The following is a 26985-nucleotide window of genomic DNA, read 5'->3' on the forward strand; positions in this document are numbered from 1 at the left end:
GGACGCAGTCTTGCGTAGCTGCACCGGTTGTCCGGAAAGGCTACGCAAGCAGCAGTCACAGGTGGTGCGGCACTTGAACAAGTGCAGCACCGAATGCGCAGTACCTAACGAAGACGGTAATAAGCATGAATCTTCACGAGTATCAGGGTAAGCAGCTGTTCGCTGAGTACGGCCTGCCAGTTTCCACCGGTTATGCGGTAGACACCCCGGAAGCAGCAGCAGAAGCTTGCGACAAAATCGGCGGCACCGAGTGGGTTGTCAAAGCCCAGGTCCACGCTGGTGGTCGCGGTAAAGCGGGCGGCGTAAAGCTGGTTCGCAGCAAAGAAGACGCCAAGGCATTCGCACAGCAGTGGCTGGGCAAGCGTCTGGTGACTTACCAGACTGATGCCAATGGTCAGCCAGTCACCAAGATCCTGGTTGAATCGTGCACTGATATCGCTAAAGAGCTGTACCTGGGCGCTGTCGTTGACCGTTCGAGCCGTCGCATCGTGTTCATGGCTTCCACCGAAGGTGGCGTGGACATCGAGAAAATCGCTCACGACACCCCTGAGAAAATCCTCAAGGCCACTATCGATCCACTGGTTGGCGCTCAGCCATTCCAGGGTCGCGAGCTGGCATTCCAGTTGGGTCTGGAAGGCAAGCAGGTTGCTCAGTTCGCCAAGATCTTCGTAGGTCTGGCCAAGCTGTTCAAGGATCACGACCTGGCTCTGCTGGAAGTGAACCCGCTGGTGATCAAGGCTGACGGCGATCTGCATTGCCTCGACGCCAAGATCAACATCGACGCCAACGCCATGTACCGTCAGCCTAAGCTGAAGACTTTCCACGATCCGTCGCAAGACGATCCGCGCGAAGCGCACGCTGCCAAGTTCGAACTGAACTACGTAGCGCTGGAAGGCAACATCGGTTGCATGGTCAACGGTGCTGGCCTGGCCATGGGTACCATGGACATCGTCAACCTGCATGGCGGCAAACCAGCCAACTTCCTCGACGTGGGCGGCGGTGCTACCAAAGAACGCGTTACCGAAGCGTTCAAGATCATCCTGTCCGACACTAACGTCGCTGCAGTACTGGTCAACATCTTCGGCGGCATCGTTCGTTGCGACATGATTGCCGAAGGCATCATCGGCGCTGTGAAAGAAGTCGGCGTGAAAATCCCGGTTGTTGTTCGCCTTGAAGGCAACAACGCTGAGCTGGGCGCTAAAGTACTGGCAGAAAGCGGTTTGAACATCATCGCTGCTACCAGCCTGACCGACGCTGCTCAACAAGTCGTTAAAGCTGCGGAGGGCAAATAATGAGCGTCCTGATCAATAAAGACACCAAAGTTATCTGCCAGGGTATTACCGGTTCGCAAGGTAGTTTCCACACCCAGCAAGCCATCGAATACGGCACCAAGATGGTGGGTGGCGTAACTCCTGGCAAAGGCGGCACCGAGCACCTGGGTCTGCCAGTGTTCAACACCGTGAAAGACGCTGTAGCTGCCACTGGCGCCACCGCCAGCGTGATCTACGTTCCAGCTCCTTTCTGCAAGGACTCCATCCTGGAAGCAGCATTCGGCGGCATCAAGCTGATCGTTTGCATCACTGAAGGCATTCCTACCCTGGACATGCTGGATGCCAAGGTCAAGTGCGACGAGCTGGGTATCACCCTGATCGGCCCTAACTGCCCAGGCGTGATCACTCCAGGCGAATGCAAGATCGGCATCATGCCAGGTCACATTCACTTGCCAGGCAAGGTCGGTATCGTTTCCCGTTCCGGCACCCTGACCTACGAAGCTGTGAAGCAGACCACTGACGCCGGTTTCGGTCAGTCGACTTGCGTCGGCATCGGCGGTGACCCGATCCCGGGTTCGAACTTCATCGACATCCTGAAGCTGTTCCAGGAAGACCCGAAGACCGAAGCGATCGTGATGATCGGCGAGATCGGCGGTTCGGCTGAAGAAGAAGCGGCTGCCTACATCAAGGCACACGTGACCAAGCCGGTTGTTTCCTACATCGCTGGTGTGACTGCTCCTCCGGGCAAGCGCATGGGCCATGCTGGCGCAATCATCTCTGGCGGCAAAGGCACTGCAGACGAGAAGTTTGCTGCCCTGGAAGACGCAGGCGTTAAAACCGTGCGTTCGCTGGCAGACATCGGCAAGGCTTTGTCCGAGCTGACCGGTTGGGCTGTCAAGTAAGCCTCGCGCTTAGCTGACGCTTCACCAAACAAAGGCCACCTTCGGGTGGCCTTTGTCGTTTCCGGGATTTGAGATGTTGCAGAGCTTTTGTGGCGAGGGGGCTTGCCCCCGTTCGACTGCAAAGCAGTCGCAAATCTGACAAGCGCGATCTGTCTGATGTAACGCGATTACCGGTTGGGGCCGCTTCGCGACCCAGCGGGGGCAAGCCCCCTCGCCACAGGTGTTTGTGCAGGTAAATTAGATATGTAAACGCGACACAAAAATGTCGCAGATCGGATAGTTCGCCCCCTAACAGTGCGTTTGTCGCTCAAATTCGTTAGGCTAGCCGCCATTTTTGCGTCCGCGACCCACAAGGTTGCTTCGCGCTAAAGGGTCGATCCTATGCGGACCGACAGCATTTCCCTCACCCATAAGGGAAATCCCTCTCTAAATTCCGATTCAGTAGTGTGGTATTTCCTTAATGAAAGTGTTGAAAGGCCAGGACATCCTGGCACTTGGTTTTATGACGTTTGCCCTGTTCGTCGGGGCTGGCAACATCATCTTCCCGCCTATCGTCGGTTTGCAGTCCGGGCCTCATGTCTGGATGGCGGCGCTGGGCTTTCTGATCACCGCGGTCGGTCTGCCGGTGATCACCGTTGTTGCCCTGGCCAAGGTCGGCGGTGCAATGGATGCGTTGAGCAGCCCGATCGGCAAAGTCGCGGGTGGTTTGCTGGCCGCTGCGTGCTACCTCGCCGTTGGCCCGCTGTTCGCGACGCCGCGCACCGCGACCGTATCGTTCGAAGTGGGCCTGGCGCCGCTGACCGGCGAGAGCCCGCTGGCGCTGTTCCTCTATAGCTCGGTGTACTTCCTGCTGGTGTTCTTCATCTCGCTCTACCCGGGCCGTTTGCTGGATACCGTAGGACGTTTCCTCGCTCCACTGAAGATCATCGCCCTGGCCGCTCTCGGCATCGCCGCGTTCGCGCTGCCGGCCGGTGAAATCGGCGTGGCGACGCCTGAGTATGTGGCGGCACCGTTCTCCCAGGGCTTCATCAATGGTTACCTGACCATGGATACCCTCGGTGCGCTGGTGTTCGGCATTGTCATCGTCAACGCCATCCGCTCCCGCGGCGTCGAATCGCCGGTGTTGATCACCCGTTACGCGATCATTGCCGGGTTGATTGCCGGCGTCGGTCTGGCGCTGGTGTATGTCAGCCTGTTCCGTCTCGGTTCGGGCAGCCATGAAGTGGCTGCCGGCGCGACCAACGGCGCGGCGGTATTGCACGCTTACGTTCAACACACCTTTGGTTCGTTGGGCAGCGGTTTCCTTGCGGTGCTGATCTCGTTGGCCTGTCTGGTCACAGCGGTCGGTCTGACCTGCGCCTGCGCCGAATACTTCAGCCGTGTGCTGCCACTGTCCTACAAGACGCTGGTCATCATCCTGGCCGCATTCTCCCTGCTGGTGTCCAACCTGGGCCTCACCAAGCTGATCGCGTTCTCGATCCCGGTACTCACCGCGATCTACCCGCCGTGCATCGCGCTGGTCGCCCTGAGCTTCTGCAAGGACTTCTGGCATGAACAAGGCCGCATCGTCGGTCCGGTGATGCTGGTGTCGTTCATCTTCGGTCTGATCGACGCGCTCAAGGGCGCGGGTCTGGCGGACTGGATGCCGATGCAACTGGCTCACCTGCCGCTGAGCGAGCAAGGTCTGGCGTGGCTGGTGCCGTCGGTCATGACGCTGGTGGTTGCGGTGGTTTGTGATCGCCTGCTGGGCAAGCGCGAAGAAGCATTGGCTTAAGTCGCTTCAAGCCCGCCACAAGCGGGTCTTGAGCTACAACAGAAATGCCCCGTATCAATCGATACGGGGCATTTTTTATGCGCGTGATGCAGTGTCTTTTTCCTTGAGCTAACGTCGAAAGCAGTACCTGTAGGAACGAGGCTTGCCCGCGAAGGCAATCAACCATTCGATATTTTCGTTGGCTGACACACCGCTTTCGCGGGCAAGCCTCGCTCCTACACGTAACCACCATTTCATAGGGGATTGCATGTCGTTCATCCACGCCAACCTGATCCACATTCTCGCCGCCGTCTGGTTTGTCATCTGTTGGGGCGGCTATACCCGTTATGCGACGTGGAAGGGCCGCGACACCGCGTGCCTGGCCAGTGTGCTGCACCTGTACCGCGAAGACTGGATGCGCCGCATGCTGCTGCGCGACAACCGCATCGCCGACGCCAGTGTGATCGGCAACCTGGAACGCAACGCTTCGTTCTTCGCCTCAAGCACGCTGATTATCCTGGCCGGCATTCTCACCGTGCTGGGCGCGTCGGAAAGGGCTGTGTCTTTGCTGGCGGATATCCCGATGGTGCAGCAGGCCTCCCAGGGGATGTCCGAGATCAAGTTGCTGTGCCTGGCGCTGGTATTTGTGTATGCGTTCTTTACGTTCAGCTGGTGCATGCGCCAATACAACTTCGCGGCCATTCTGATCGGTTCGGCACCCATGGTCGGCGAGCGGCATGTCTCGGAGCAGGAGCGCAAAGCCTTTGCGGCCCGGGCGGCGCGTGTCATCTCAATGGCCGCCAACCAGTTCAACTTCGGCCTGCGCTCCTATTATTTCGGCATGACCATGCTGGCCTGGTTCGTCAGCCCCTGGTTGTTCATGTTGATGAGTGCCGGCGTGGTGCTGGTGCTCTATCGCCGGGAGTTTCATTCCGACGTTCTCGACGTGATGGTCTATACCCCTACAGAGGCGCCCCTGCCTGAAGCGATCAAAGAGGCTGCTTGATGAGTATTCCGTTCTGGTGTGTGTTTATCAGCGCCTTGCTGATTTACGTGGCCCGCATGCCGGTGGCCAAGGCCATGAAAGAGCAGGGCGGTTACAACAACCACCTGCCACGCCAGCAGCAGGCACAACTCACCGGCTTCGGTGCTCGAGCGGTGGCGGCCCATCAGAACTGCTTCGAAGCCTTCATATTGTTTGCGGTGGGGGTGTTGATGGCGCACACCACGCAGACCGCGGGATGGCTGATTGATTCGCTGGCAATCATCTTCGTGATTACGCGCATCATTTACTTATTGTGCTATTGGGGCGATCTCGCCTGGCAACGAAGTCTGGTGTGGTTTGTCGGACTAGTGTGTTCGTTGCTGCTGATGATTAGTCCGACTTTTAGAACCATTTTGCTCTAACGGGGCAAATGACAGACAAAAGAAAACCCGCACTTGGCGGGTTTTCTTTATCACGCTAAAAACGTTTTAGTTTTTAGGTGCTTCTTTTGCTGCAGCTGCATCCGATTCAGCCTGAGCTTTGGCAGCTTCGGCGTTTTCTTTCGCTGCGTCGTTCACTTTATCCTGAGCTTTGTTCATGTCTTGCTGAGCCTGCTCAGCATGTTGGTTGGCATCTTGAGCTTTGTCCTCGGATTTTTTATCGCAGGCAGCGAGACCGAGGGAAGCGGTCAACATCAAGGCAATAGCTAAAGTCTTACGCATGGGGTGTTTCTCCTTATGGAAAATATCTACTTGGCCTTTCGAGCACAGCCATCAGGGTTAAGTTCCTCAATTCGTTCAGATATATAAGATTATTCCCACGGGAACTTTTACGAACACGCCTAGTGCGATGTCGGAATACTAAAAAGAGTTTTTATCAAATGGCCGAAAACCCCGTTTTTGAGCGCGCGACGCGATTTTTATCAGCATTGCGTCACTGTCAGGTACTCGGGCTGCGAGTTCACAGCGCCAGCAGTGACGGGCTCACCGTGATTCTGCCGTACAGCCCGCAAATCATCGGTAACCCGCAAACCGGCGTGATCCACGGCGGTGCGCTGACGACCTTGATGGACACCGCGTGTGGCATGTCCACCCTTTGCGTGTTGTCCGAGTTTGAAGTCTGCCCGACCCTCGACCTGCGCATCGACTACATGCACGCGGCCGAGCCGCACAAAGATGTGTATGGTTTTGCCCAATGCTATCGGGTCACCACGGACGTGATCTTCGCCCGTGGTTTTGCCTATCAGGACGATCCCGAACAGCCCATCGCCCATGTGGTGGGCACGTTCATGCGCATGGGCAAGGGCGTCAAAGGCACCAAAGGGTTTGGTGGCGCCATCGCCGGAGGGGCGAAATGACCGACAACTTCAAGGAACAACTGCAACAGGCCCATGAGCAGGGCGACTACGCCGCGCTGCTGCACCTGATTCCCTACGCCAAATTGATCGGTGTCGAATGCTCGCGGGTCGGGGATGACCTGTTGTTTCGCCTGCCGGCGAACAAGGACAACATTGGTAACCCTTTATTGCCGGCGATTCATGGCGGTGTGATTGCCGGGTTCATGGAGCTGTCCGCCGCATTGCACTTGCTGATTCTCACCGGTTCGCCGGGCGTGCCGAAGATCATCGACTTTTCCCTCGACTACCTGCGCGCGGGGCAATTTCGCGACACCTGGGCCAGATGTCAGGTGTGCCGTCAGGGGCGGCGTGTCGCAAACGTGGCAGTAACCGCCTGGCAAAGCACCGAAGCCGAGCCCATTGCCACCGCCCGTGCCCACTTCAAAATCGATGAGCCCTTGAAATCCTGATCCGAGCCCCCAACTTTGATGACAACCCGCCGCCGACCCTCAAGGTCGCGGCCTCTGCCATCTGATTGGAGTTTGATGACCATGAGTGTGGAAACTCAAAAGGAAACCCTGGGCTTCCAGACCGAGGTGAAGCAACTGCTGCACCTCATGATCCATTCGCTGTATTCCAACAAGGAAATCTTCCTTCGCGAATTGATCTCGAACGCCTCTGACGCTGTCGACAAATTACGTTTCGAAGCCCTGTCCAAGCCTGAGTTGCTGGAAGGTGGCGCCGAACTGAAAATCCGTGTGAGCTTCGACAAGGACGCTAAAACCGTCACCCTCGAAGACAACGGTATCGGCATGAGCCGTGAAGATGCGATCACCCACTTGGGTACCATCGCCAAATCCGGCACCGCTGATTTCATGAAACACCTGTCTGGCGATCAGAAAAAAGATTCGCACCTGATCGGTCAATTTGGCGTGGGTTTCTACTCCGCATTCATCGTTGCCGACAAAGTTGACGTGTTCAGCCGTCGTGCCGGTGCTGCCGCCAGCGAAGGCGTGCACTGGTCGTCGAAGGGCGAAGGCGATTTTGAAGTGGCCACCGTCGAGAAAGCCGAGCGCGGCACTCGCATCGTGCTGCACCTGAAGTCCGGTGAAGACGAGTTCGCCGATGGCTGGCGCCTGCGCAACATCATCAAAAAGTACTCCGACCACATCGCTTTGCCGATCGAGTTGCCGAAAGAAGTGGCAGCCGCTGAAGGTGAAGAGAAACCTGCTGTTGAATGGGAAACCGTCAACCGCGCCAGCGCCCTGTGGACCCGTCCTCGCACCGAGATCAAGGACGAGGAATACCAGGAGTTCTACAAACACATCGCTCACGATTACGAAAACCCGCTGAGTTGGAGCCACAACAAGGTCGAAGGCAAACTCGAGTACAGCTCGCTGCTTTACGTACCGACCCGTGCTCCGTTCGACCTGTACCAGCGTGAAGCGCCGAAAGGCCTGAAGCTGTACGTGCAGCGCGTGTTCGTGATGGATCAGGCCGAGTCGTTCCTGCCGCTGTACCTGCGCTTCATCAAGGGCGTGGTCGATTCCAATGACCTGTCGCTGAACGTGTCGCGGGAAATCCTGCAGAAAGACCCGATCATCGATTCCATGAAGTCGGCGCTGACCAAGCGCGTGCTGGACATGCTGGAAAAACTGGCGAAGAACGAGCCTGAGCAATACAAGGGCTTCTGGAAGAACTTCGGTCAGGTCATGAAAGAAGGCCCGGCAGAAGACTTCGCCAACAAAGAGAAAATCGCTGGCCTGCTGCGTTTCGCGTCCACTCAGGGCGAAGAAGGCGAGCAAGTCGTGGGTCTGGCCGAGTACCTGGCTCGCGCCAAGGAAGGTCAGGACAAGATTTACTACCTGACCGGCGAAACCTACGCGCAAGTCAAAAACAGTCCGCACCTGGAAGTCTTCCGCAAGAAAGGCATCGAAGTGCTGCTGTTGACCGATCGCATCGACGAGTGGCTGATGAGCTACCTCAGCGACTTCGACGGCAAGAGCTTTGTCGACGTGGCGCGCGGTGACCTGGACCTGGGCAACCTGGACTCGGAAGAGGACAAGAAAGCCGCGGAAGAAGTCGCCAAGTCCAAAGAAGGTCTGGTTGAGCGTCTGAAAACTGCACTGGGCGATTCGGTTGCTGAAGTGCGGGTTTCCCACCGTCTGACCGATTCCCCGGCGATTCTGGCTATCGGTGAGCAGGACCTGGGTCTGCAGATGCGTCAGATCCTCGAAGCCAGCGGTCAGAAGGTGCCGGATTCGAAGCCGATCTTCGAATTCAACCCGGCTCATCCGCTGATCGAGAAACTTGACAACGAGCAGAGCGACGAGCGCTTCGGCGACCTGTCGCACATCCTCTTCGATCAAGCGGCCCTGGCGGCCGGCGACAGCTTGAAGGACCCGGCCGCGTATGTGCGCCGCCTCAACAAGCTGCTGGTTGAACTGTCGGTTTAACTGCGCTTTACAAAAAACCCGCTTCGGCGGGTTTTTTTATTTGAGCTACCTGCTGCGATCTGTAGGAGCCAGCAAACCGGCTCCTACAGGTCAGCGCGGCAGTTCGATTCGTTCGCTTTCCCCAGGCACCGTCGGCCAATCCCCGGCCGCCCAGCGCCGACGCGCTTCATCGATAACCGCCGGATCGCTAGCCACAAAATTCCAGTTGATCCTTCGCGGCCCATCCAGCGGCGCGCCACCAAACAGCACCGCATGACAGTCGCTCTCGGCGAACAACGTCATCTCTTCCCCTGCGGGCAGCACTACCAGCGAATGCGGTTCTATCAGCTCACCGTCGAGCTGCACCTCGCCGTTCAACACATACAGCGCTCGTTCTTCATGCTCGGTGGGGATCAGCAGCGTGGTCGCTGTCTGCAGGTTCAGTTCCGCGTACAGCGTAGGAGAAAGCACCGGCACCGGCGATTCAAGGCAAAAGCCTGACCCGGCGATCATCCGGATCTTCACCCCAAGGTTATCGCTGACCGGCAATGTGGACGCTGGATGATGGCTGTAGTGCCCCGGGCCTTGCTCATGATCCTTCGGCGATGCCAGCCAGATCTGCAAACCGTGCATCGTGAATCCGCTTTCCTTCAATGCCTCGGGCGTGCGCTCGACGTGGGCAATCGCGCTGCCGGCGGTCATCCAGCTGACGTCACCGGCCTCCACCACCTGATCGGAGCCGAGGCTGTCCTTGTGCTGGATTTTTCCTTCGAACAAGTAGGTGAGGGTCGACAGACCAATGTGCGGATGCTGACGGATGTTCATGCCTTTGCCCGCCGGATAACGGGTTTCCAGCATGTGATCGAAAAACACAAAAGGCCCGACGCTGCGGCATTTGGCTGACGGCAGCGGACGAAGAATCGGCTGGCCTTCGACATCTTCGGCGCGGGGGCGGATCACGAGGGGAGTGTTCATGGTGCATTCCAGGCTGAGCGGGTGACGCGTGGAGCATAACCCGCTTGCCCGGCCCTTGCCGCTATTGGCTGAACGTGCCTTCGGACAGATGGGTTTCGATGCTGACTTCAGTGGTGGTCATCAGCTTGTGAACAGGGCAACGGTCGGCCACGCGGTGCAGTTCGTCGCGCTGGGCATCGGTAAGCACACCCTTGAGGGTCAGTTTGACGTGCAGGACATATTTGCCTTTCTGCTCTTCGCTGTTGTCGCGTTTGACCTCCACACCAACACCCGTCAGCGGAATGTCTTTTTTCTTCGCATACAGCTTCAGGGTCAGGGCCTTGCACGCGCCGAGCGCTGCGTCGAAGTAATCGTGTGGCTCCGGTGCCGAGCCTTCACCGCCCGCGGAGGTCGGTACGTCGGCAAAGAGTTCGTGGTCATCGATTTGTACGCTGTGACGAAAACCTTCGGCGGAAACGGTATTGACGGTGACTGTCATGGGAAACCTCGGCAGTAGGAAAAGTCATTCGATCAAAAAAGACGTTGAAGTTATAGAGCATTCCTCCTGATACGCGTTCCACTTTCTTGTTGAGGTGATCGCAATCCCCTGTGGCGAGGGAGCTTGCTCCCGCTGGACTGCGTAGCAGTCCCTTTTTTTGGGGTCGCTTCGCAACCCAGCGGGAGCAAGCTCCCTCGCCACAGGTTAGGCAGACGAAGCTTCAGGCGAAAAAAAGCCCCGCATTAGCGGGGCTTCTTGTTTCGATCCGGATCAGCTGCCTTTGACAGCCTTGCCGTTGACCTTACCGTCCAGGAGCATGATGTTGTACTCCTTGCCGTCGGTTTCGACCTGTTGCAGGCGGATCAGCAGGTAATCCCAGTCCTTGGCGAACCACAGCACGGTGATGCGCTTGCTTTGTGTCGGGTCGCGCACGCGCTCGACCTTGATCGCGTCGATCTGGCCAGCCTTGGTGTCGACTTTTTCCGAACCCAGCACGCGGAAGTCATAGGTATCGACTTCGCCATTATCGACCACCTGATAGCTCATGCTTTTCTTGCCGGCGGCCACGTCGTGTTGCAGGGCCAACTGATAGGTGGATTTGTCGACCATGCCGCGGTTGAGCGGGATCTTGACCGCGTCGCCGCGATCGGTGCCGGTGACCATTTTGGTGGTCCAGTCGAAATCCAGGTCAGCCTTTTTGGCTTTGCCCAGGCCACCGCGTTCAAAGTGGTAGGACTGTGGCAGCAGGGTGTCCTTGTCCAGGGTCAGGGTGCTTTCTTCTGTCAGGCTGGCGATCATCATCGAGGCCTTGAAGCTGAGCTTCCAGACGCCGTTGGCTTCCTTGGTCAGGCTGCGCTCGGCGGTGCCGCTCATGGGCAGCTGCTTCCAGTCGGCGGTGTAGCTGGCGGAGAAGGGTTGAAGTTCTGCAGCCTGCGCGAAGGGCAGGGCGAGCAGAGCGCAAGCGAAGAGCAGGGCGCGACGCATAAAATCTCCTAGGTTCGAATCAAGTGGCCGCTGGCCGCGAGTAACTTGCCATCCAGTAAAGCACCTTGTTGACCAAGTGATAAACGGCCTTCGGCAAACCAGCGTACGGCCATCGGGTAGATCAGGTGTTCCTGGGTGTGAACTCGCTGCGCCAGACTCTGCGGCGAATCGTGCAACTCTACCGGTATTACTGCCTGTACGACCAGTGGTCCGCCATCGAGTTCCTCGGTGACAAAGTGTACGGAACAGCCGTGTTCAGTGTCGCCGGCCTCCAGCGCGCGCTGATGAGTGTGTAACCCTTTGTATTTGGGTAGCAGCGAGGGATGGATGTTGAGCAGGCGACCCGCGTAGTGGCGCACGAAGTCAGCGCTGAGGATGCGCATGAAACCGGCCAGGACCACGAGTTTGGGATTGAAGGCGTCGATCAGTTCGATCAGCGCGGCATCGAAGGCTTCGCGGCCTTCGAACGCCTTGTGATCCAGGGAGCGGGTGTCGATACCCGCATCCCTGGCACGTTGCAGGCCGTAGGCGTCGGCGCGGTTGGAGATCACCGCAGCGATGCGGACCGGGCTGTCGCCGGTCCGCGTGCTGTCGATCAGGGCCTGCAAGTTACTGCCGGTGCCGGACAACAGCACCACCACATCACAGGTCTGAGACATCAATGAGCCTTGAGGTTTTTCAGTTCAACCTGGGCCGCGCCTTCGGCAGCGGAGGCGATCTGGCCGATGACCCAAGGCTGCTCGCCGGCTTCACGCAGTACGTTCAGCGCGGTTTCAACGTGCTCTTGAGCCACGCAGATCACCATGCCAACGCCGCAGTTCAGCACGCGGTGCATTTCGTTTTCGTCGACGTTGCCTTTCTCTTGCAGCCAGTCGAACACGGCAGGGCGAGTCCAGCTTGCAACGTCAACCACCGCTTGAGCGCCTTTTGGCAGCACACGCGGGATGTTGTCCAGCAGGCCGCCGCCGGTGATGTGGGCCATGGCTTTGACGGCGCCGGTTTCCTTGATCAGTTTCAACAGCGGCTTCACGTAGATGCGGGTCGGGGCCATCAGCAGCTCGGTCAGCGGCTTGCCGTCGAGCTGGATGTTTTCGATGTCGGCACCGGACACTTCGATGATCTTGCGGATCAGCGAGTAGCCGTTGGAGTGCGGGCCGGAAGACGGCAGGGCGAGCAGGGCATCGCCGGCAGCGACTTTCGAACCGTCGATGATTTCGGATTTTTCCACGACGCCGACGCAGAAGCCGGCCAGGTCGTAGTCTTCGCCTTCGTACATGCCCGGCATTTCAGCGGTTTCGCCGCCAACCAGGGAGCAGCCGGACAGTTCGCAGCCTGCGCCGATGCCGGTCACGACCTGGGTCGCGGTTTCGACGTTCAGTTTGCCGGTTGCATAGTAGTCGAGGAAGAACAGCGGCTCGGCGCCGCAGACCACCAGGTCGTTCACGCACATGGCCACCAGGTCGATGCCGATGCTGTCGTGCTTGTTCAGGTTCAGCGCCAGACGCAGCTTGGTGCCGACGCCGTCAGTGCCGGAAACCAGCACAGGCTGCTTGTAGCCGGCCGGGATTTCGCAGAGGGCGCCAAAACCGCCCAGGCCGCCCATGACTTCCGGGCGCGCAGTGCGCTTGGCGACGCTCTTGATGCGTTCGACCAATGCTTCACCGGCGTCGATGTCTACACCGGCGTCCTTGTAGCTCAGGGAGGGTTGCTTGCTCATGATCCAGGCCTTTAGGGGGGATTCAGGGGTAACGACCGAGTCCAGTGGGACCGCCGAAACAAACGAAGGGCATGTGCCTTGCGCGAATTTCAGGGTGCCCGGCTGTTGCCGGTCTGCGAAGGCGCGCGATTTTATCAGGCTTGAGGGGCAGCGGCCATCCTCAGGCCGACAGCAGGGGCATATCGATACAAAAAAACCGGTATTGCCCGTGTTGGTCGCCTCCCGCTTGGCTGTATAAGGTATCGCGATTAACCGTCTATCGTTATGGCAGTGCGAAAAACTTAACCGGGACGTGTGAATGTTTGGCGTCGGGCGATGGTCACAGCCTTGCTCGATTATCTTCATGCGGTCAGTTCCAGCCGCTCTTGTCGTCAGGAATCTTCCATGCGTTTTTTCAGATCATTGTTTGTGGGTTGTTTGTCTCTGGTCAGCCTGGCGAGTCATGCCGAAACCGTCAAAAGCCTCTATCAGGTGCGCGAGCCTGTCACCAGTCAGGCGCCAGAAGAGCGCGATCAAGCCACTCAGCGTGCGCTCGACACGCTGGTGTTGCGCCTGACCGGCGATCCCAAGGCTGTGCAAAGTCCGGGGTTGGCGGCCATTCGCAAGGACCCGCAGCAGATCATCAGCCAGTACGGTTTCGACGCAGGCCCGCCGGAAGTGCTGAAGGTGGATTTCGACCCGGCCAGCACCGAGCAGGCGTTGCGCCGTGCCGGGCTGTCGTTGTGGGGCGCGAACCGGCCATCGATTCTGACGTGGTGGCTGAACGACTCGACCGAAGGTTCGAGTCTGGTCGGTGACGGTCAGGCCAGTGCTGCGCCGTTACGTCGCGCGGCGCAACACCGTGGTCTGCCGCTGCGTCTGCCACTGGCGGACCTGAGCGAGCAACTGGTCGCCACGGCACCGAATCTTGAAGGCACGGATGCGACGCCATTGCGCGGCGCATCGGATCGCTACAATGCTGACGCCTTGCTGGCCGTGCATGCCCGTGAAGAGGGTGGTCAGTGGCAGGCCAAATGGCATCTGTGGCTGGGCGATCAGAAGGAGGCGGGCAGCGTGCAGGGCGCGGATCAGGCCGCCGTGGCCGATGCGGTACTGCTCGCGGTCAGTCAGCGCCTGGCGCCACGCTTTGTGGTCAAGCCCGGTAGCTCGGGCGAGCAGTTGCTGGAAGTGCAGGGCATGAATCTGGAGCGTTATGCGACGCTTGGGCGTTTGCTCGAGCCGTTCGGCGCGCGCCTGCAGAGTGTTGACGCGGACCGGGTTCTCTACCGGGTCAATGGCAGCGCCGAGCAGCTGCGGTCACAGTTGTCGCTGGCGAAGTTGCAAGAGGTTCCGGCAGGTGAGGCCCCCGCACCGACCGTGCCTGTTCAGCCGGTAGCCGAGGGCTCGACGCCTGCTGTCGCGCCAACGCCTGCACCGGTGCCGCAGTTGCGTTTCCGTTGGTAAGGTTTTCTTTCTTTATATAGATGCAGATGGAGTGGTACATGGCCGATACGCGGCGTTGGTTCTGGTTGGGTGGGGTGGTTCTGCTCTGCGCGTTTATCTGGCTGTTGCATCCGATTCTGACGCCGTTTCTGGTGGCGTTGCTGTTGGCCTACCTATTCGACCCGCTGGTGGATCGGCTGGAAAAGGCCGGCCTGTCCCGGACCTGGGGCGTAGTGTCGGTGTTCGCGCTGTTCACCTTGATCTTCACCGCCTTGCTGCTGGTGCTGGTGCCGATGCTCGTCAAGCAGTTGTTTCGCCTGTATGAACTGGCGCCGCAGATGCTCGACTGGTTGCAGCACACCGCATTGCCGTGGGCGCAATCGAAGTTCGGGTTGTCGGATGGTTTCTGGAAGTTCGACAAGCTCAAAGCGGCGATCAGCGAGCACATGGGCCAGACCACCGACATCGTCGGCGTGGTGCTGAGCCAGGCGACCGCATCCGGCCTTGCATTGATCGGTTGGCTGGCCAATCTGGTGCTGATCCCGGTGGTGAGCTTTTATCTGTTGCGGGACTGGGACCTGATGATGGCCAAGATCCGCAGCCTGCTGCCCCGTGACCGTGAAGAGCGCGTGGTGATCCTGGCGGGCGAATGCCATGAAGTGCTCGGCGCGTTCGTGCGCGGGCAATTGCTGGTGATGGTGGCGCTGGGCGTGATCTATTCGGCGGGCCTGATGCTGGTCGGGCTCGAGCTGGGGTTGCTGATCGGGATGATCGCCGGTCTGGCGGCGATAGTGCCGTACATGGGGTTTGTCATCGGGATTGGCGCGGCGCTGATTGCCGGTTTGTTCCAGTTCGGTGGCGACTTGTACCCCATGGTTGGCATCGTCGCGGTGTTCATGGTTGGCCAGGCGCTGGAGGGCATGGTGCTGACGCCGTTGCTGGTGGGCGACCGGATCGGTCTGCACCCGGTGGCGGTGATCTTTGCGATTCTGGCCGGTGGTGAGCTGTTCGGTTTTACCGGCGTGCTGCTGGCGCTCCCGGTGGCGGCGGTGATCATGGTGCTGGTGCGCCATGTGCATGATTTGTATAAAGATTCGGATATCTACGGTGGCGTCGACGAACCTGAGCTCTAGAGATCGCCGATGACGCGTTGCGGGCGGCCTGGTTCAGTGCCAGGCTCGCCCGTGTCCCATGGGCGGCTGTCACATGCGCTACCAAAGAAACGCTCATGAAACCGGTGCGATAACGCAAACCTTTGATTTTGCTTATGGTCTGTCGCATTGTGCGGTCAGCTTCACGGGTATAAACTTCGCAAACTTTACACAGAGGCCACTAACGGTTCCTTTGGAACTGTTCAGTCAGCATGAAACCGATTCAGCTGCCCCTAGGTGTGCGTCTGCGTGATGACGCTACCTTTATCAATTACTACCCAGGCGCCAATGCCGCTGCACTCGGCTATGTCGAGCGGCTGTGCGAAGCCGACGCCGGCTGGACCGAAAGCCTGATTTACCTCTGGGGCAAGCACGGGGTAGGGCGCACGCATTTGTTGCAGGCAGCCTGCTTGCGCTTCGAGCAGATGGGTGAGCCGGCGGTGTATCTGCCACTGGCTGAGTTGATGGATCGCGGCATTGAAATTCTCGACAACCTCGAACAGTACGAACTGGTCTGCCTGGATGATCTGCAGGCGGTTGCCGGCAAGGCGGACTGGGAAGAGGCGTTGTTCCATCTGTTCAATCGCCTGCGTGACAGCGGTCGGCGCCTGCTGATTGCCGCATCGACGTCACCGCGTGAATTGCCGGTGAAGCTTGCGGACCTGAAATCCCGTCTCACGCTGGCGCTGATCTTCCAGATGCGACCGCTGTCCGACGAAGACAAATTGCGCGCCCTGCAACTTCGTGCGTCCCGTCGTGGATTGCACCTGACCGACGAAGTCGGGCATTTTATCCTGACCCGCGGCACTCGCAGCATGAGTGCGCTGTTCGAGCTGCTTGAGCGTCTCGATCAGGCCTCCCTTCAAGCTCAGCGCAAGCTGACCATTCCGTTTCTAAAAGAGACGCTGGGCTGGTAAAACCCAAGCCCTACAAGGTTTTTGGCATATTTCAGGCGCCAAAAAGTGCGCTTTCCTACAGGGTGTAGGCTGCGCAAGCGTCTAAATGGGGCTTAAGCGCTTAGATGGAAACGCGAAACCGGAAAGTCACATAAAGTTCGATTGAATTTGCAAATGAGGATGATAGTGGGCATAGTCTCGGCTTCTTTACAACTATCAGCCACGGTCGTGCCCATGCTAAATCGCTTTGCACCCCTCGTGCCTCTCGCACTCGTCACCCTGTTGTTCGGTTGCGCTGCCCACTCTCCAGTGTCGGAGCAAGCGCCTCAACAGCAGGTTAACAATTCAGTTACTGCGCAATCCTCTTCCGTTCTTTTCCAGGAAGCTCTTTACCAGGACGGCATGGCCACCGATAAAGAACTGGCAGACTTCGCCGATGGCAAGTCCTACCAGCTTCCGGTTCTGGCCGACAGCATCCTCGAACGTGGCATGTCCCTGATCGGTACCCGTTACCGTTTCGGCGGCACCTCCGAGGCTGGCTTTGATTGCAGCGGCTTCATCGGTTACCTGTTCCGTGAAGAGGCCGGCATGAACCTGCCGCGTTCCACCCGCGAAATGATCAACGTGGACGCTCCGCTGGTTGCTCGCAGTGCGCTCAAGCCGGGCGATCTGCTGTTCTTCGCCACCAACGGCCGTCGCGGTCGTGTCAGTCACGCCGGGATCTATCTCGGTGACAACCAGTTCATCCACTCCAGCAGCCGCAAAAGCGGTGGTGTCCGGGTCGATAGCCTGGGTGACAGCTACTGGAGCAAGACCTTCATCGAAGCCAAGCGCGCACTCGCGATGGCCCCGACCGTGGTCACGGCACGCAAGTAATTGTCTAGCCTGTCGCCACATCAGTGGCGACAACGGCCGCTCTGCAACAAAGTAGCCGGATAGTTTGTAAGGCGAACTTAAAGTCTTACTTGAAGTTTGCCGCGTACCCGCTAGAATCCTGATCTATTATTGATGGCAAACCGCCTGCGTCCTGCGCAGGCGGTTTTCGTTTCTGCCCTGTCGGCAGAAAAAAGCCGCAGCCAGATCAGGATGTTCTGCTTATGACGATGTCGGCCCGCCTCGCACTCATGTTCGTCGCAGCACTGCTCAGCGCCTGCGCCAGCCGCACACCGCCGCCTGCACCGGTGGTTCGCGCGCCGATTGTTTTCGGTTCATCCCAACCTTTTTCGCCGGAGGCAGAAGACGTGCTGTTTCGTGCGTTGGGCCTGGTCGGCACGCCTTATCGCTGGGGCGGCAATACGCCGGATTCCGGGTTCGATTGCAGCGGCCTGATCGGTTATGTCTACCGTGACGTCGCCGGCATTTCACTGCCGCGCACCACCCGCGAGATGATCAGCATGCAAGCGGCCAATGTCGGCAAGGAAGGCCTGCAAACCGGCGACCTGATTTTCTTCGCCACCAATGGCGGTTCCCAGGTCAGCCACGCCGGGATCTACGTCGGCGAAGGCCGCTTCGTCCATGCGCCGGCCACGGGTGGCACGGTGAAGCTCGACAGCTTGTCCAAAGCTTATTGGCAGAAAGCCTACCTCAGCGCCAAGCGTGTCCTGCAACCTGAGCATCTGGCGCGTAACCCATAATTCGCAGAGGTCGTCATGACCGCTCGCACGCTCAATCTCGACGATTCCCTGTATCAATACCTGCTCGACGTTTCCCTGAGGGAAACGCCGCTGCTCAAGCGTTTGCGCGATGAAACCCAGGCGCTGCCGATGGCGCGCTGGCAGGTGGCGCCGGAGCAGGGGCAGTTCCTTGCATTGCTGGTGAAGCTCACCGGCGCCAGGCGCTTGCTGGAAGTCGGCACCTTCACCGGTTACAGCGCGTTGTGCATGGCGGCGGCATTGCCGGATGACGGTTCACTGATCTGCTGTGACATTCCTGGTGACTACAACGCCACGGCGCGCCGTTACTGGCAGGAAGCAGGGCTCGCCGAACGAATTGACCTGCGCCTGGCGCCTGCGCTGGAAACCCTTGCCCAGTTGGATCAGCCCGGACAATTCGATTTGATGTTCATCGATGCGGACAAGGCTAACTATCCAGCCTACCTGGAGCACGCGCTGCGTCTACTGCGCGTCGGAGGTCTGGCGGTGTTCGATAACACGCTGTGGAGCGGGCGGGTGCTTGAGCAGAATCCCGAGAGTGAAGACACCCGCGCCATCCAGGCGCTTAATCTCGCCTTGAAGGATGACTCGCGGGTTGATCTGTCGCTGTTGCCGTTGGGCGATGGTTTAACTCTGTGTCGCAAACTGTAGGATGGCGGGGTTACTTCGCTATCGACACTCGCCACACCTTGTTCCCCACATCATCCGCCACCAGCAAGTCACCCTGCCGATCAATCACCACACCCACCGGCCTGCCCATGGCTTTCTTTTCGTCATTTAGGAAGCCCGTGAGTACATCAACCGGTTGCCCGGTCGGCTTGCCGGCACTGAATGGCACGAATATCACTTTGTAGCCACTGTGTGGCTTGCGGTTCCACGAGCCGTGCTGGCCGATGAAGGCGCCTTCCCTGAATTGCGTTGGCAGCGTGTTGCCTTCAGCAAACGTCAGGCCCAGTGACGCGGTGTGCGGGCCCACCGCGTAGTCCGGCGCGATGGCCTTGGCGACCAGGTCCGGATTTTGCGGCTCGACGCGAATGTCGACGTGCTGGCCGTAATAGCTGTAAGGCCAGCCGTAGAACCCGCCGTCTTTTACGGAAGTGATGTAGTCCGGCACCAGGTCGCTGCCGATTTCGTCCCGCTCGTTGACGGCCGTCCATAGAGCACCGGTCTGCGGCTCCCAAGCCAAACCATTTGGATTGCGAATCCCCGAGGCGAAGATCCGGTGATTGCCGGTGGCGCGATCCACTTCCCAGATCGCCGCGCGACCTTCTTCCTGATCCATGCCGTTTTCGCCGACGTTGCTGTTGGAGCCCACCGTCACGTACAGCTTGCTGCCGTCTTTGCTGGCGATGACGTTTTTGGTCCAGTGGTGATTCAGCGTGCCGCCCGGCAGATCAACCACTTTGATCGGCTGCGACTTGATTGCCGTGTCGCCATTTTCATAGTGGAAGCGCAGCAAGCGGTCCGTGTCGGCGACATACAGGTCATTGCCCACCAGGGTCATGCCGAAGGGCGAATTGAGGTTTTCCAGAAACACCGTACGGGTTTCGGCGATGCCGTCATGGTCCTTGTCCCGCAACAGCGTAATGCGGTTCGGGCTCGGCACGCGGGCACCCGCGCGGCCCATGACTTGCTTCATGACCCAGCCTTTAACGCCTTTGCCATCGTCGGGTTTGGGCGGCGCGTTGGTTTCGGCGACGAGCACGTCACCGTTCGGCAGCACGTACAGCCAGCGCGGGTGATCGAGGCCTTCGGCGAACGCCGCCACCTGAGTGCCCGCGGCGGCGGTGGGTTTCGCCCCGTCCGGCCAGCCGATCGCCGGGGCGATGTTCACCGTCGGGATCAGGGTCTTGTTCGGCTCTGGCAGTTGGGGCGACGGGCCGGTGCCGTCGGAGACTTGCAGTCTGGAGGTTTCACCGCAGGCGGCGAGCCCTCCGGCGAGGGCGATGACGAGAACGAGCGGGGGCTTGCGCATGCTGATCTTCCCTAAAAATGCAGTGACCTGATCAATAGAGAAGCGCAGACCCGCGATGGTTCAACCGGTCAGCCGCGGGCTTCCTTGAACAGCACGGCGATGCCGGGGTGATAGTTGCCCGCTTCATTGCGCAACTTGCGATACGCGTAGGGGAAATACCAGGCGACGGCGCAGGAGTGTTCCTTTTGCAGGTCGTCGACCATGTCCTGGAGTTCTTCCGGGGTAGCGCCGTGCTGGGCTTTTTGCGGTGCAACGAACAGGCAGCCGAGTTTCAGGTCGCTGGTGTAGCTGATGCGCCTGGCGTCGCTGGTGATATCGGCCAGCGCTTGTGTCAGGTTCAGGTTGTTGACCCGTGGCCAGCGTTGCGTGGCTTGAAGGTAGGCGCGTTCTTCGCTGGTGGCGATGAACAGGTCGGCGCGGGCGTTGCGTTCGCCTTCCTCGTTCTGTTTGCGGGTCGGTGTCTGTTGCAGCGTGACCATTTCCGCCATCCACGCGGCGGCCGAGAGCAAGCCGAGGTTGGCTTTTTCGTCGTACCAGTAAGGCGTGTCGTTATCGCCGCGCACGGCGTTGTAACGGTCGATACAGTCAAACCAGCGTTCGAGAACCGGGCGCAGGAATTCCAGCTTCGGATTGCTGATGATCATGCCTTGCATGTGGCTTACCCTTGTTATTGTGATGTGGGGTTGTGGCTCTTTGATATCACCGCTGAGAGTGTGGCACAAGATTGGCGTCAGTTAATTGATCGACGGCAGTTATTCGCCCGACGGCGTCCCGGCTTTAATTGACGCTCCACCCCCAACCCTCTAACCTTCGCGGCTTGTTTCAGGTGCTCTGTGGCCTTGGTCGACAGAGTGAAACAGGGAAGCCGGTGAGTGCGTTCGTTCAATTCATGAACAATCACGATCCCGGCGCTGCCCCCGCAACGGTAAATGAGTGAAGACTGAGCATTTTTGCCACTGTGTCGATATCGGCATGGGAAGGCGCGCAGTCAGGCGAAACGCCGCTCATGAGCCCGGAGACCGGCCTGATCCATCCAGCGGCATCACGGTGGGCGATGCCAGGCTTCTTGCCGTCTATTCTTGTGCCTGCCCGCCGTTATCCAGCCTCAACGGAGAGCTCCCCATGACTGATACTCCCGATCGTGACGAACGCCATCTGGCGCGCATGCTGCGCAAAAAAGCCGTGATCGACGAACGCATCGCCAATTCGCCGAATGAATGCGGCCTGCTGCTGGTGCTGACCGGCAACGGCAAAGGCAAAAGCAGCTCGGCGTTCGGCATGCTCGCCCGCTCCATGGGCCACGGCATGCAGTGCGGCGTGGTGCAGTTCATCAAGGGCCGTAACAGCACAGGCGAAGAACTGTTTTTCCGGCGCTTTCCCGAGCAGGTGCGTTTTCATGTGATGGGCGAGGGCTTTACCTGGGAAACCCAGGACCGCCAGCGTGACATCGCCGCCGCCGAAGCCGCGTGGGCCGTTTCCCGTGAATTGTTGCGTGATCCGTCGATCGGTCTGGTGGTGCTGGATGAGTTGAACATCGCCCTCAAGCACGGCTACCTCGACCTCGATCAGGTGCTCAGCGACTTGCAGGCCCGTCCGCCGATGCAGCACGTGGTGGTCACCGGTCGCGGCGCCAAGCCGGAAATGATCGAACTGGCCGACACAGTCACTGAAATGGGCGTCATCAAGCACGCCTTCCAGGCCGGAATCAAAGCGCAAAAAGGCGTCGAGCTGTGAATCAAGCACGTCATTGCCCGGCGGTCTTGATTGCCGCGCCGGCCTCTGGTCAGGGCAAGACCACCGTCACCGCCGCGCTGGCCCGTTTGCATCGCAATCAGGGGCGCAAGGTGCGCGTGTTCAAATGCGGCCCGGACTTTCTCGATCCGATGATTCTCGAGCGCGCCAGCGGTTCGCCGGTCTATCAACTGGACATGTGGATGGTCGGCGAGCAGGAAAGTCGTCGACTGTTATGGGAAGCCGCCGGCGAAGCGGATCTGATCCTGATCGAAGGCGTCATGGGCTTGTTCGACGGAACGCCTTCCAGCGCTGACCTGGCGCGGCATTTCGGTGTGCCGGTGCTCGGGGTGATCGACGGCACGGCGATGGCGCAGACCTTTGGTGCGCTGGCGTTGGGGTTGGCGAAGTATCAGCCGGACTTGCCGTTCGCCGGAGTGCTGGCCAACCGTGTGGGCACCTTGCGCCATGCGCAATTGCTTGAAGGCAGCCTCACTGAAGGCTTGCGCTGGTACGGCGCGTTGTCCCGGGAAACCGGGATTGAATTGCCGAGTCGGCACCTCGGTCTGGTTCAGGCCAGTGAATTGAATGATCTCGATCTGCGCCTCGATGCGGCGGCCGATGCCTTGGCCAGCAGTTGCGAAGTCGCGCTGCCACCCGCAGTGGAATTCGCCGCGCCGGACGTGATCGCTGCCGAGCCGTTGCTGGCCGGTGTGCGGATTGCCGTGGCCCGCGACGAAGCCTTCGCATTCACCTACGGCGCAAGTCTGGACTTGCTGCGGGCCATGGGCGCCGAGTTGCTGTTTTTCTCGCCGATCCGCGACGCGCAGTTGCCGGAGGCTGACAGCCTCTATCTGCCGGGCGGCTACCCGGAATTGCACCATGTGGCGCTGGCGCAGAACACCCCGATGCTCAACGCCATCCGCGCTCACCACGCGGCGGGCAAACCGTTGTTGGCCGAGTGTGGCGGCATGCTGTATTTGCTCGACTCGCTGACCGATGTCGAAGGCACTCGCGCAGAGCTGGTCGGTTTGCTGGCCGGTGATGCGGTGATGCAGAAACGGCTGGCGGCACTGGCGTTGCAGGCGGTCGAGTTGCCGGAAGGTTCGCTGCGTGGGCATACCTATCACCATTCGTTGACCAGTACCGAGCTTGAGCCGATTGCTCGTGGCCTGAGCCCGAATGGGGGGCGGGGCGCGGAAGCGGTTTATCGTGAGGGGCGGATGACGGCTTCTTATGTGCATTTTTATTTCCCGTCCAATCCGACGGTTGTAGCCGCGTTGTTTGCGCCTGATCTTGCGATCGCCTTCGCGAGCAGGCCATGACCGACAACGTCTTCTCCGAAGCCGAGCGCGCAGCGGTCTATCGAGCCATCGCCGAACGCCGCGACATGCGCCACTTCAGCGGCGGCACCATCGAACCCGAGTTGCTCCGGCGTCTGCTCGAAGCTGCGCATCAGGCCCCAAGCGTCGGCCTGATGCAGCCCTGGCGATTCATCCGCATCAGCGATCGCGCCCTGCGCGGCAAGATCCAGTTGCTGGTGGAAGAAGAACGCATCCGCACCGCCGAAGCCCTCGGCGAACGCACCGACGAATTCATGAAGCTGAAAGTCGAAGGCATCAACGACTGTGCCGAGGTGTTGGTCGCCGCGCTGATGGACGATCGCGAGCGCCACATCTTCGGCCGCCGCACCTTGCCGGAAATGGACATGGCCTCGCTGTCCTGCGCAATCCAGAACCTGTGGCTGGCGTCCCGTGCCGAAGGACTGGGCATGGGCTGGGTCTCTTTATTCGAGCCGCAAGCCCTGGCCGACCTGCTGGGTTTGCCCGCCGGGGCCAAGCCTTTGGCGATTCTTTGCCTCGGGCCGGTCAAGGAATTCTATCCGGCGCCGATGCTGGTACTCGAAGGCTGGGCGCAGGCGCGTCCGCTAAGCGAATTGCTGTATGAAAATTATTGGGGAGTGAGTCAATGAGTGTGGCGTTGTTGAGTGTCGCCGCGGTTGCGCTGGATGCGCTGCTGGGTGAACCCAAACGCTGGCATCCGCTGGTGGCGTTCGGCCGTTTTGCCGACCGCATCGAACAACGTTTCAATGGCGGTGGACGCGGCTGGCGCAGCCATGGCGTGACCGCCTGGGTGATCGCGGTCGTGCCGCTGACCTTGCTCGCCACGGCCTTTTCCTGGGCGCCTTATGTTGGCTGGATCGTCGAGATTCTCGCGCTTTATTGCGCGCTCGGCCTGCGTAGCCTCGGTGAACACGTCGAGCCTGTGGCCAAGGCGCTGCGCAGTGATGATCTGGAGGAAGCGCGCACGCGTGTCGGTTACCTGGTCAGTCGCCAGACCAGTGAACTGGATAAAACCGAAGTCGCCCGCGCCGCCACCGAATCCGTTCTGGAGAACGGCAGCGACGCGGTGTTTGCCGCGCTGTTCTGGTTTGCTGTGGCCGGCGCGCCCGGCGTGGTGCTCTACCGATTGAGCAATACGCTGGATGCGATGTGGGGTTATCGCAACGAGCGCTTCGAACGTTTCGGCTGGGCCGCGGCGAAGATCGACGACGTGCTCAACTATATTCCTGCGCGACTGGTGGCATTGACCTACGCGCTGCTGGGCAAAACCCGACTCGCCCTGAAATGCTGGCGTACCCAAGGCCCGACCTGGGACAGCCCGAACGCCGGTCCGGTGATGGCCGCAGGTGCCGGTGCACTGGGTGTCGAGTTGGGCGGGGCGGCGATTTATCACGGTGAACTGCATCAGCGTCCGCAACTGGGCGAAGGCGCGCCGGCGGACGCCGACTCCATTGACCGAGGCTGGCAATTGATCCAGCGCGGGGTATGGTTATGGCTGCTGATTCTCTGCGTGGGGGCTGAATTCTATGCTTGAACACGGTGGACGGTTGCGTAAGGCCGCACTCGAATACGGCATCGCCGAAGCCGATTGGCTCGACCTGTCCAGCGGCCTCGCGCCCTGGCCGTTTCCGGTCCCCGACATTCCGTTGCGCGCCTGGGCGCGATTGCCGGAAACCGATGACGGACTGGAACAAGCCGCCTGCGAGTATTACGGTGCCGCGCAGGTGCTGCCGGTGGCCGGTTCGCAAATGGCGATCCAGTTGCTGCCGCGTTTGCGCCGGGTCGGCAAGGTCGGCGTGCTGTCGCCGTGTTACGCCGAACACGCCGAAGCCTGGCGCCGCAGTGGCTACATCGTGCGTGAAGTGGTGGAGCAGGAGGTCGACTTCTTCCTCGACAGCCTCGACGTACTGGTGGTGGTCAACCCGAACAATCCCACGGGCCTGAGCCTGACCCCGAGTCGCCTTCTCGATTGGCATTCCAGACTGGCCCAGCGCGGTGGCTGGCTGGTGGTGGACGAAGCGTTCATGGACAACACACCACAGCTGAGCCTGGCGCCGTGTGCCCATCAGGTCGGCTTGATCGTGCTGCGCTCTTTCGGCAAGTTTTTCGGCTTGGCCGGTGTGCGGTTGGGGTTCGTGCTGGCGGAGCGCAAGTTGCTCAGATTGCTCGCCGAACAAGTCGGGCCCTGGGCCGTCAGCGGACCTACTCGTGTGTTGGGGCGAGCCTGTCTGCAGGATACCGAAGGCCACGCCAGGCAGCGTGTGCGTACCGAACAAGCCAGCGAACGTCTGGCGGTGCTGCTGGAAAAACACGGTTTCAAACCTCAGGGCGGTTGCGCCCTGTTTCAGTGGCTGACCACCGAACGCGCCGAAGAATTGCATGAGTTCATGGCCCGGCACGGCATTCTGTTGAGGTTGTTCACCCACAACAGCAGCCTGCGTTTCGGCTTGCCCGGCGAAGAAGCCGACTGGACCCGACTCGATCAAGCGTTCGACGCCTACGCCAAGGAAACCCGATGACTACGTTGATGGTGCAAGGCACCACCTCCGACGCCGGTAAAAGCACACTGGTAACGGCGCTGTGTCGCTGGGTCACGCGTCAGGGCGTAAGCGTCGTGCCGTTCAAGCCGCAGAATATGGCGCTCAACAGTGCCGTGACCGCCGACGGTGGCGAGATCGGACGTGCACAAGCGGTGCAGGCTCAGGCCGCCCATCTCGAACCGCACACCGACATGAACCCGGTGCTGCTCAAACCCAACAGCGACACCGGCGCGCAAGTGATCATTCATGGTCGCGCCGTCACGACGATGAACGCGGTCGCGTATCACGACTACAAAGCCATCGCCATGCAAGCGGTGCTGGCCTCCCATGCGCGGCTGAGCGCGGCGTATCCGGTGGTCATGGTCGAAGGCGCAGGCTCGCCGGCCGAGATCAATCTGCGTGCCGGCGACATCGCCAACATGGGTTTCGCCGAGGCAGTGGATTGCCCGGTGGTGCTGATCGCCGACATCAATCGCGGTGGGGTCTTCGCGCATCTGGTGGGCACCCTGGAACTGCTGTCGCCGAGCGAGCAGGCGCGGATCAAAGGCTTCATCATCAACCGTTTTCGCGGCGACATCGCTTTGCTGCAACCGGGCCTCGACTGGCTGGAAGCACGCACCGGCAAACCGGTGATTGGCGTTTTGCCGTACGTGATGGACCTGCATCTGGAGGCCGAGGACGGCATCGATCAGCGTCAGACCGACAAGGCCGATCAGGTGCTGAAGGTCGTTGTGCCGGTGTTGCCGCGCATCAGCAACCACACCGATTTCGATCCGCTGCGCCTGCACCCGCAAGTCGACCTGCAATTCATCGGCCCCGGCCAGGCGATTCCACCCGCTGACCTGATCATTCTTCCCGGCTCGAAAAGCGTGCGCAGTGACCTCGCGTATTTGCGCGCCAATGGCTGGGACACCGCCATCGCCCGGCATTTGCGCTACGGCGGAAAGGTGTTGGGGATTTGCGGCGGTCTGCAGATGCTCGGTGAGCAGGTGCACGACCCGTTGGGCCTCGAAGGTGCGCCGGGCTCCAGTGCCGGTCTGGGTTTGTTGGCGTTCGAAACGCAGCTCGAAGAAGAGAAACAACTGCGCAATGTGCGCGGGCGCCTGGCGCTGGAGAATGCTGAAGTCAGCGGCTATGAAATTCATGCCGGCGTGACCACCGGGACTGCATTGGAAAATGCCGCCGTGCAGCTGGACGATGGTCGTTGCGACGGCGCGCAAAGTGGCGACGGGCAGATTTTCGGCACCTATCTGCATGGCCTGTTCGAATCGCCGGCGGCGTGCAGTGCGCTGTTGCGGTGGGCGGGTTTGCAGGATGTACAGGAAGTGGATTACCACGGGTTGCGCGAGCGTGATATCGAGCGGCTGGCAGATTTGGTGGAGAAACATCTGGATACCCGGCTGTTGCGTGAGCTCTGCGGAATTTGAGGCGACTGTTCC

Annotated in this window: 28 protein-coding genes and 1 riboswitch; of the genes, 20 read left to right on the forward strand and 8 right to left on the reverse strand. The window is 59.9% G+C overall.

Features of this window, described 5'->3' with window-relative positions; translation table 11 throughout:
• The first annotated feature begins 125 nt into the window (after positions 1-125).
• The 5 genes from sucC (at position 126) to ACA066_RS08300 (ending at position 5333) form a co-directional block, all read left to right on the forward strand.
• Positions 126-1292 carry an ADP-forming succinate--CoA ligase subunit beta gene (gene sucC / locus ACA066_RS08280; RefSeq protein ID WP_007898980.1) on the forward strand — a complete coding sequence of 389 codons (1167 nt, stop codon included), beginning with the start codon at positions 126-128 and terminating at the stop codon, positions 1290-1292.
• Positions 1292-2173 carry a succinate--CoA ligase subunit alpha gene (sucD, locus tag ACA066_RS08285; protein WP_214381631.1) on the forward strand — a complete coding sequence of 294 codons (882 nt, stop codon included), beginning with the start codon at positions 1292-1294 and terminating at the stop codon, positions 2171-2173. Before sucC ends, sucD begins: the two co-directional genes overlap by 1 nt.
• Before the next feature lie 460 nt (positions 2174-2633).
• Entirely contained in the window at positions 2634-3947 is a 1314-nt protein-coding gene (gene brnQ / locus ACA066_RS08290) for a branched-chain amino acid transport system II carrier protein (RefSeq protein WP_497698819.1), read from the forward strand.
• Positions 3948-4194: 247 nt separating this feature from the next.
• Positions 4195-4932: a DUF599 domain-containing protein gene (locus ACA066_RS08295; protein ID WP_497698820.1), complete on the forward strand. Its 738-nt coding sequence runs from the start codon at positions 4195-4197 to the stop codon at positions 4930-4932.
• Positions 4932-5333: an MAPEG family protein gene (locus ACA066_RS08300; RefSeq protein WP_214381637.1), complete on the forward strand. Its 402-nt coding sequence runs from the start codon at positions 4932-4934 to the stop codon at positions 5331-5333. Before ACA066_RS08295 ends, ACA066_RS08300 begins: the two co-directional genes overlap by 1 nt.
• 66 nt (positions 5334-5399) lie before the next feature.
• Here ACA066_RS08300 and ACA066_RS08305 read toward each other — a convergent pair whose 3' ends face one another.
• Positions 5400-5633, reverse strand: coding sequence for a hypothetical protein (locus ACA066_RS08305; protein WP_109635983.1), 234 nt, complete (start codon positions 5631-5633; stop codon positions 5400-5402).
• A 158-nt stretch (positions 5634-5791) separates the two neighbouring features.
• Here ACA066_RS08305 and ACA066_RS08310 point away from each other — a divergent pair, with 158 nt between their 5' ends.
• The 3 genes from ACA066_RS08310 (at position 5792) to htpG (ending at position 8703) form a co-directional block, all read left to right on the forward strand.
• Entirely contained in the window at positions 5792-6268 is a 477-nt protein-coding gene (locus ACA066_RS08310; RefSeq protein ID WP_497698821.1) for a PaaI family thioesterase, read from the forward strand.
• Positions 6265-6717 carry a PaaI family thioesterase gene (locus ACA066_RS08315; protein WP_497698822.1) on the forward strand — a complete coding sequence of 151 codons (453 nt, stop codon included), beginning with the start codon at positions 6265-6267 and terminating at the stop codon, positions 6715-6717. Before ACA066_RS08310 ends, ACA066_RS08315 begins: the two co-directional genes overlap by 4 nt.
• Positions 6718-6798: 81 nt before the next feature.
• Positions 6799-8703, forward strand: coding sequence for a molecular chaperone HtpG (htpG, locus tag ACA066_RS08320; RefSeq protein WP_497698823.1), 1905 nt, complete (start codon positions 6799-6801; stop codon positions 8701-8703).
• A 90-nt stretch (positions 8704-8793) separates the two neighbouring features.
• On the opposite strand, the gene ACA066_RS08325 is transcribed toward htpG, so the two are convergent.
• The 5 genes from ACA066_RS08325 to purM form a co-directional block, all read right to left on the reverse strand.
• Positions 8794-9657 carry a pirin family protein gene (locus ACA066_RS08325; RefSeq protein ID WP_497698824.1) on the reverse strand — a complete coding sequence of 288 codons (864 nt, stop codon included), beginning with the start codon at positions 9655-9657 and terminating at the stop codon, positions 8794-8796.
• Between the two features lie 61 nt (positions 9658-9718).
• Positions 9719-10135, reverse strand: coding sequence for an OsmC family protein (locus tag ACA066_RS08330; protein WP_497698825.1), 417 nt, complete (start codon positions 10133-10135; stop codon positions 9719-9721).
• A gap of 270 nt (positions 10136-10405) precedes the next feature.
• Entirely contained in the window at positions 10406-11119 is a 714-nt protein-coding gene (locus tag ACA066_RS08335; RefSeq protein ID WP_497698826.1) for a DUF3108 domain-containing protein, read from the reverse strand.
• A gap of 8 nt (positions 11120-11127) precedes the next feature.
• Entirely contained in the window at positions 11128-11778 is a 651-nt protein-coding gene (gene purN / locus ACA066_RS08340; protein ID WP_214381651.1) for a phosphoribosylglycinamide formyltransferase, read from the reverse strand.
• Positions 11778-12836 carry a phosphoribosylformylglycinamidine cyclo-ligase gene (gene purM / locus ACA066_RS08345; protein ID WP_497698827.1) on the reverse strand — a complete coding sequence of 353 codons (1059 nt, stop codon included), beginning with the start codon at positions 12834-12836 and terminating at the stop codon, positions 11778-11780. Before purM ends, purN begins: the two co-directional genes overlap by 1 nt.
• Positions 12837-13220: 384 nt before the next feature.
• On the opposite strand from purM, the gene ACA066_RS08350 reads away from it, so the two are divergent.
• The 6 genes from ACA066_RS08350 to ACA066_RS08375 all read left to right on the forward strand — a co-directional run bounded on the left by ACA066_RS08350 (position 13221) and on the right by ACA066_RS08375 (position 18608).
• Positions 13221-14279 (forward strand): DUF2066 domain-containing protein, encoded by a 1059-nt coding sequence (locus ACA066_RS08350; RefSeq protein ID WP_497698828.1) that lies wholly within the window; start codon positions 13221-13223, stop codon positions 14277-14279.
• Between the two features lie 38 nt (positions 14280-14317).
• Positions 14318-15391 (forward strand): AI-2E family transporter, encoded by a 1074-nt coding sequence (locus ACA066_RS08355; RefSeq protein ID WP_497698829.1) that lies wholly within the window; start codon positions 14318-14320, stop codon positions 15389-15391.
• A gap of 230 nt (positions 15392-15621) precedes the next feature.
• Positions 15622-16326: a DnaA regulatory inactivator Hda gene (gene hda, locus ACA066_RS08360; protein WP_007936072.1), complete on the forward strand. Its 705-nt coding sequence runs from the start codon at positions 15622-15624 to the stop codon at positions 16324-16326.
• 213 nt (positions 16327-16539) lie between these two features.
• Positions 16540-17181, forward strand: coding sequence for a C40 family peptidase (locus ACA066_RS08365; protein ID WP_497698830.1), 642 nt, complete (start codon positions 16540-16542; stop codon positions 17179-17181).
• A 221-nt stretch (positions 17182-17402) separates the two neighbouring features.
• A complete protein-coding gene (locus tag ACA066_RS08370) occupies positions 17403-17939 on the forward strand; it encodes a C40 family peptidase (RefSeq protein ID WP_497698831.1) in 537 nt (178 codons plus the stop codon).
• A gap of 15 nt (positions 17940-17954) precedes the next feature.
• Positions 17955-18608 carry an O-methyltransferase gene (locus ACA066_RS08375; RefSeq protein WP_497698832.1) on the forward strand — a complete coding sequence of 218 codons (654 nt, stop codon included), beginning with the start codon at positions 17955-17957 and terminating at the stop codon, positions 18606-18608.
• Between the two features lie 10 nt (positions 18609-18618).
• Here the strand turns inward: ACA066_RS08375 and ACA066_RS08380 are convergent, their stop codons facing one another.
• Both ACA066_RS08380 and ACA066_RS08385 read right to left on the reverse strand, forming a co-directional pair.
• A complete protein-coding gene (locus ACA066_RS08380; RefSeq protein WP_497698833.1) occupies positions 18619-19932 on the reverse strand; it encodes a PQQ-dependent sugar dehydrogenase in 1314 nt (437 codons plus the stop codon).
• A gap of 68 nt (positions 19933-20000) precedes the next feature.
• Positions 20001-20585, reverse strand: a complete 585-nt coding sequence (locus ACA066_RS08385) for a hypothetical protein (RefSeq protein ID WP_497698834.1) — start codon at positions 20583-20585, stop codon at positions 20001-20003.
• A 154-nt stretch (positions 20586-20739) separates the two neighbouring features.
• Positions 20740-20974: riboswitch (cobalamin riboswitch) on the forward strand.
• An 80-nt stretch (positions 20975-21054) separates the two neighbouring features.
• On the opposite strand from ACA066_RS08385, the gene cobO reads away from it, so the two are divergent.
• The 6 genes from cobO to ACA066_RS08415 are packed head-to-tail and all read left to right on the forward strand — an operon-like array spanning position 21055 to position 26973.
• On the forward strand, positions 21055-21666 hold the full coding sequence (cobO, locus tag ACA066_RS08390) for a cob(I)yrinic acid a,c-diamide adenosyltransferase (protein ID WP_074874701.1): 612 nt from the start codon (positions 21055-21057) through the stop codon (positions 21664-21666).
• A complete protein-coding gene (locus ACA066_RS08395; RefSeq protein ID WP_497698835.1) occupies positions 21663-22988 on the forward strand; it encodes a cobyrinic acid a,c-diamide synthase CobB in 1326 nt (441 codons plus the stop codon). Before cobO ends, ACA066_RS08395 begins: the two co-directional genes overlap by 4 nt.
• Positions 22985-23635, forward strand: coding sequence for a 5,6-dimethylbenzimidazole synthase (bluB, locus tag ACA066_RS08400; RefSeq protein ID WP_497698836.1), 651 nt, complete (start codon positions 22985-22987; stop codon positions 23633-23635). Before ACA066_RS08395 ends, bluB begins: the two co-directional genes overlap by 4 nt.
• Complete coding sequence (cbiB, locus tag ACA066_RS08405) at positions 23632-24540, forward strand: adenosylcobinamide-phosphate synthase CbiB (protein ID WP_497698837.1); 909 nt, start codon at positions 23632-23634, stop codon at positions 24538-24540. The genes bluB and cbiB overlap by 4 nt, the downstream gene beginning before the upstream one ends.
• The gene (cobD, locus tag ACA066_RS08410; protein WP_497698838.1) at positions 24533-25525 is read left to right on the forward strand and encodes a threonine-phosphate decarboxylase CobD; all 993 of its coding nucleotides are present in this window, start codon (positions 24533-24535) and stop codon (positions 25523-25525) included. Before cbiB ends, cobD begins: the two co-directional genes overlap by 8 nt.
• Positions 25522-26973, forward strand: coding sequence for a cobyric acid synthase (locus ACA066_RS08415; RefSeq protein ID WP_497698839.1), 1452 nt, complete (start codon positions 25522-25524; stop codon positions 26971-26973). Before cobD ends, ACA066_RS08415 begins: the two co-directional genes overlap by 4 nt.
• The last annotated feature ends 12 nt before the right edge of the window (positions 26974-26985 follow it).

This window comes from Pseudomonas sp. LBUM1651 (genome assembly GCF_059716135.1).

What these genes read in the sequence shown, in the direction of transcription:
- sucC (WP_007898980.1), top strand. Translation starts at nt 126, where the DNA reads ATGAATCTTCACGAGTATCAGGGTAAGCAGCTGTTCGCTGAGTACGGC.
- sucD (WP_214381631.1), top strand. Translation starts at nt 1,292, where the DNA reads ATGAGCGTCCTGATCAATAAAGACACCAAAGTTATCTGCCAGGGTATT.
- brnQ (WP_497698819.1), top strand. Translation starts at nt 2,634, where the DNA reads ATGAAAGTGTTGAAAGGCCAGGACATCCTGGCACTTGGTTTTATGACG.
- ACA066_RS08295 (WP_497698820.1), top strand. Translation starts at nt 4,195, where the DNA reads ATGTCGTTCATCCACGCCAACCTGATCCACATTCTCGCCGCCGTCTGG.
- ACA066_RS08300 (WP_214381637.1), top strand. Translation starts at nt 4,932, where the DNA reads ATGAGTATTCCGTTCTGGTGTGTGTTTATCAGCGCCTTGCTGATTTAC.
- ACA066_RS08305 (WP_109635983.1), bottom strand. Translation starts at nt 5,633, where the DNA reads ATGCGTAAGACTTTAGCTATTGCCTTGATGTTGACCGCTTCCCTCGGT.
- ACA066_RS08310 (WP_497698821.1), top strand. Translation starts at nt 5,792, where the DNA reads ATGGCCGAAAACCCCGTTTTTGAGCGCGCGACGCGATTTTTATCAGCA.
- ACA066_RS08315 (WP_497698822.1), top strand. Translation starts at nt 6,265, where the DNA reads ATGACCGACAACTTCAAGGAACAACTGCAACAGGCCCATGAGCAGGGC.
- htpG (WP_497698823.1), top strand. Translation starts at nt 6,799, where the DNA reads ATGAGTGTGGAAACTCAAAAGGAAACCCTGGGCTTCCAGACCGAGGTG.
- ACA066_RS08325 (WP_497698824.1), bottom strand. Translation starts at nt 9,657, where the DNA reads ATGAACACTCCCCTCGTGATCCGCCCCCGCGCCGAAGATGTCGAAGGC.
- ACA066_RS08330 (WP_497698825.1), bottom strand. Translation starts at nt 10,135, where the DNA reads ATGACAGTCACCGTCAATACCGTTTCCGCCGAAGGTTTTCGTCACAGC.
- ACA066_RS08335 (WP_497698826.1), bottom strand. Translation starts at nt 11,119, where the DNA reads ATGCGTCGCGCCCTGCTCTTCGCTTGCGCTCTGCTCGCCCTGCCCTTC.
- purN (WP_214381651.1), bottom strand. Translation starts at nt 11,778, where the DNA reads ATGTCTCAGACCTGTGATGTGGTGGTGCTGTTGTCCGGCACCGGCAGT.
- purM (WP_497698827.1), bottom strand. Translation starts at nt 12,836, where the DNA reads ATGAGCAAGCAACCCTCCCTGAGCTACAAGGACGCCGGTGTAGACATC.
- ACA066_RS08350 (WP_497698828.1), top strand. Translation starts at nt 13,221, where the DNA reads ATGCGTTTTTTCAGATCATTGTTTGTGGGTTGTTTGTCTCTGGTCAGC.
- ACA066_RS08355 (WP_497698829.1), top strand. Translation starts at nt 14,318, where the DNA reads ATGGCCGATACGCGGCGTTGGTTCTGGTTGGGTGGGGTGGTTCTGCTC.
- hda (WP_007936072.1), top strand. Translation starts at nt 15,622, where the DNA reads ATGAAACCGATTCAGCTGCCCCTAGGTGTGCGTCTGCGTGATGACGCT.
- ACA066_RS08365 (WP_497698830.1), top strand. Translation starts at nt 16,540, where the DNA reads ATGCTAAATCGCTTTGCACCCCTCGTGCCTCTCGCACTCGTCACCCTG.
- ACA066_RS08370 (WP_497698831.1), top strand. Translation starts at nt 17,403, where the DNA reads ATGACGATGTCGGCCCGCCTCGCACTCATGTTCGTCGCAGCACTGCTC.
- ACA066_RS08375 (WP_497698832.1), top strand. Translation starts at nt 17,955, where the DNA reads ATGACCGCTCGCACGCTCAATCTCGACGATTCCCTGTATCAATACCTG.
- ACA066_RS08380 (WP_497698833.1), bottom strand. Translation starts at nt 19,932, where the DNA reads ATGCGCAAGCCCCCGCTCGTTCTCGTCATCGCCCTCGCCGGAGGGCTC.
- ACA066_RS08385 (WP_497698834.1), bottom strand. Translation starts at nt 20,585, where the DNA reads ATGCAAGGCATGATCATCAGCAATCCGAAGCTGGAATTCCTGCGCCCG.
- cobO (WP_074874701.1), top strand. Translation starts at nt 21,055, where the DNA reads ATGACTGATACTCCCGATCGTGACGAACGCCATCTGGCGCGCATGCTG.
- bluB (WP_497698836.1), top strand. Translation starts at nt 22,985, where the DNA reads ATGACCGACAACGTCTTCTCCGAAGCCGAGCGCGCAGCGGTCTATCGA.
- cbiB (WP_497698837.1), top strand. Translation starts at nt 23,632, where the DNA reads ATGAGTGTGGCGTTGTTGAGTGTCGCCGCGGTTGCGCTGGATGCGCTG.
- cobD (WP_497698838.1), top strand. Translation starts at nt 24,533, where the DNA reads ATGCTTGAACACGGTGGACGGTTGCGTAAGGCCGCACTCGAATACGGC.
- ACA066_RS08415 (WP_497698839.1), top strand. Translation starts at nt 25,522, where the DNA reads ATGACTACGTTGATGGTGCAAGGCACCACCTCCGACGCCGGTAAAAGC.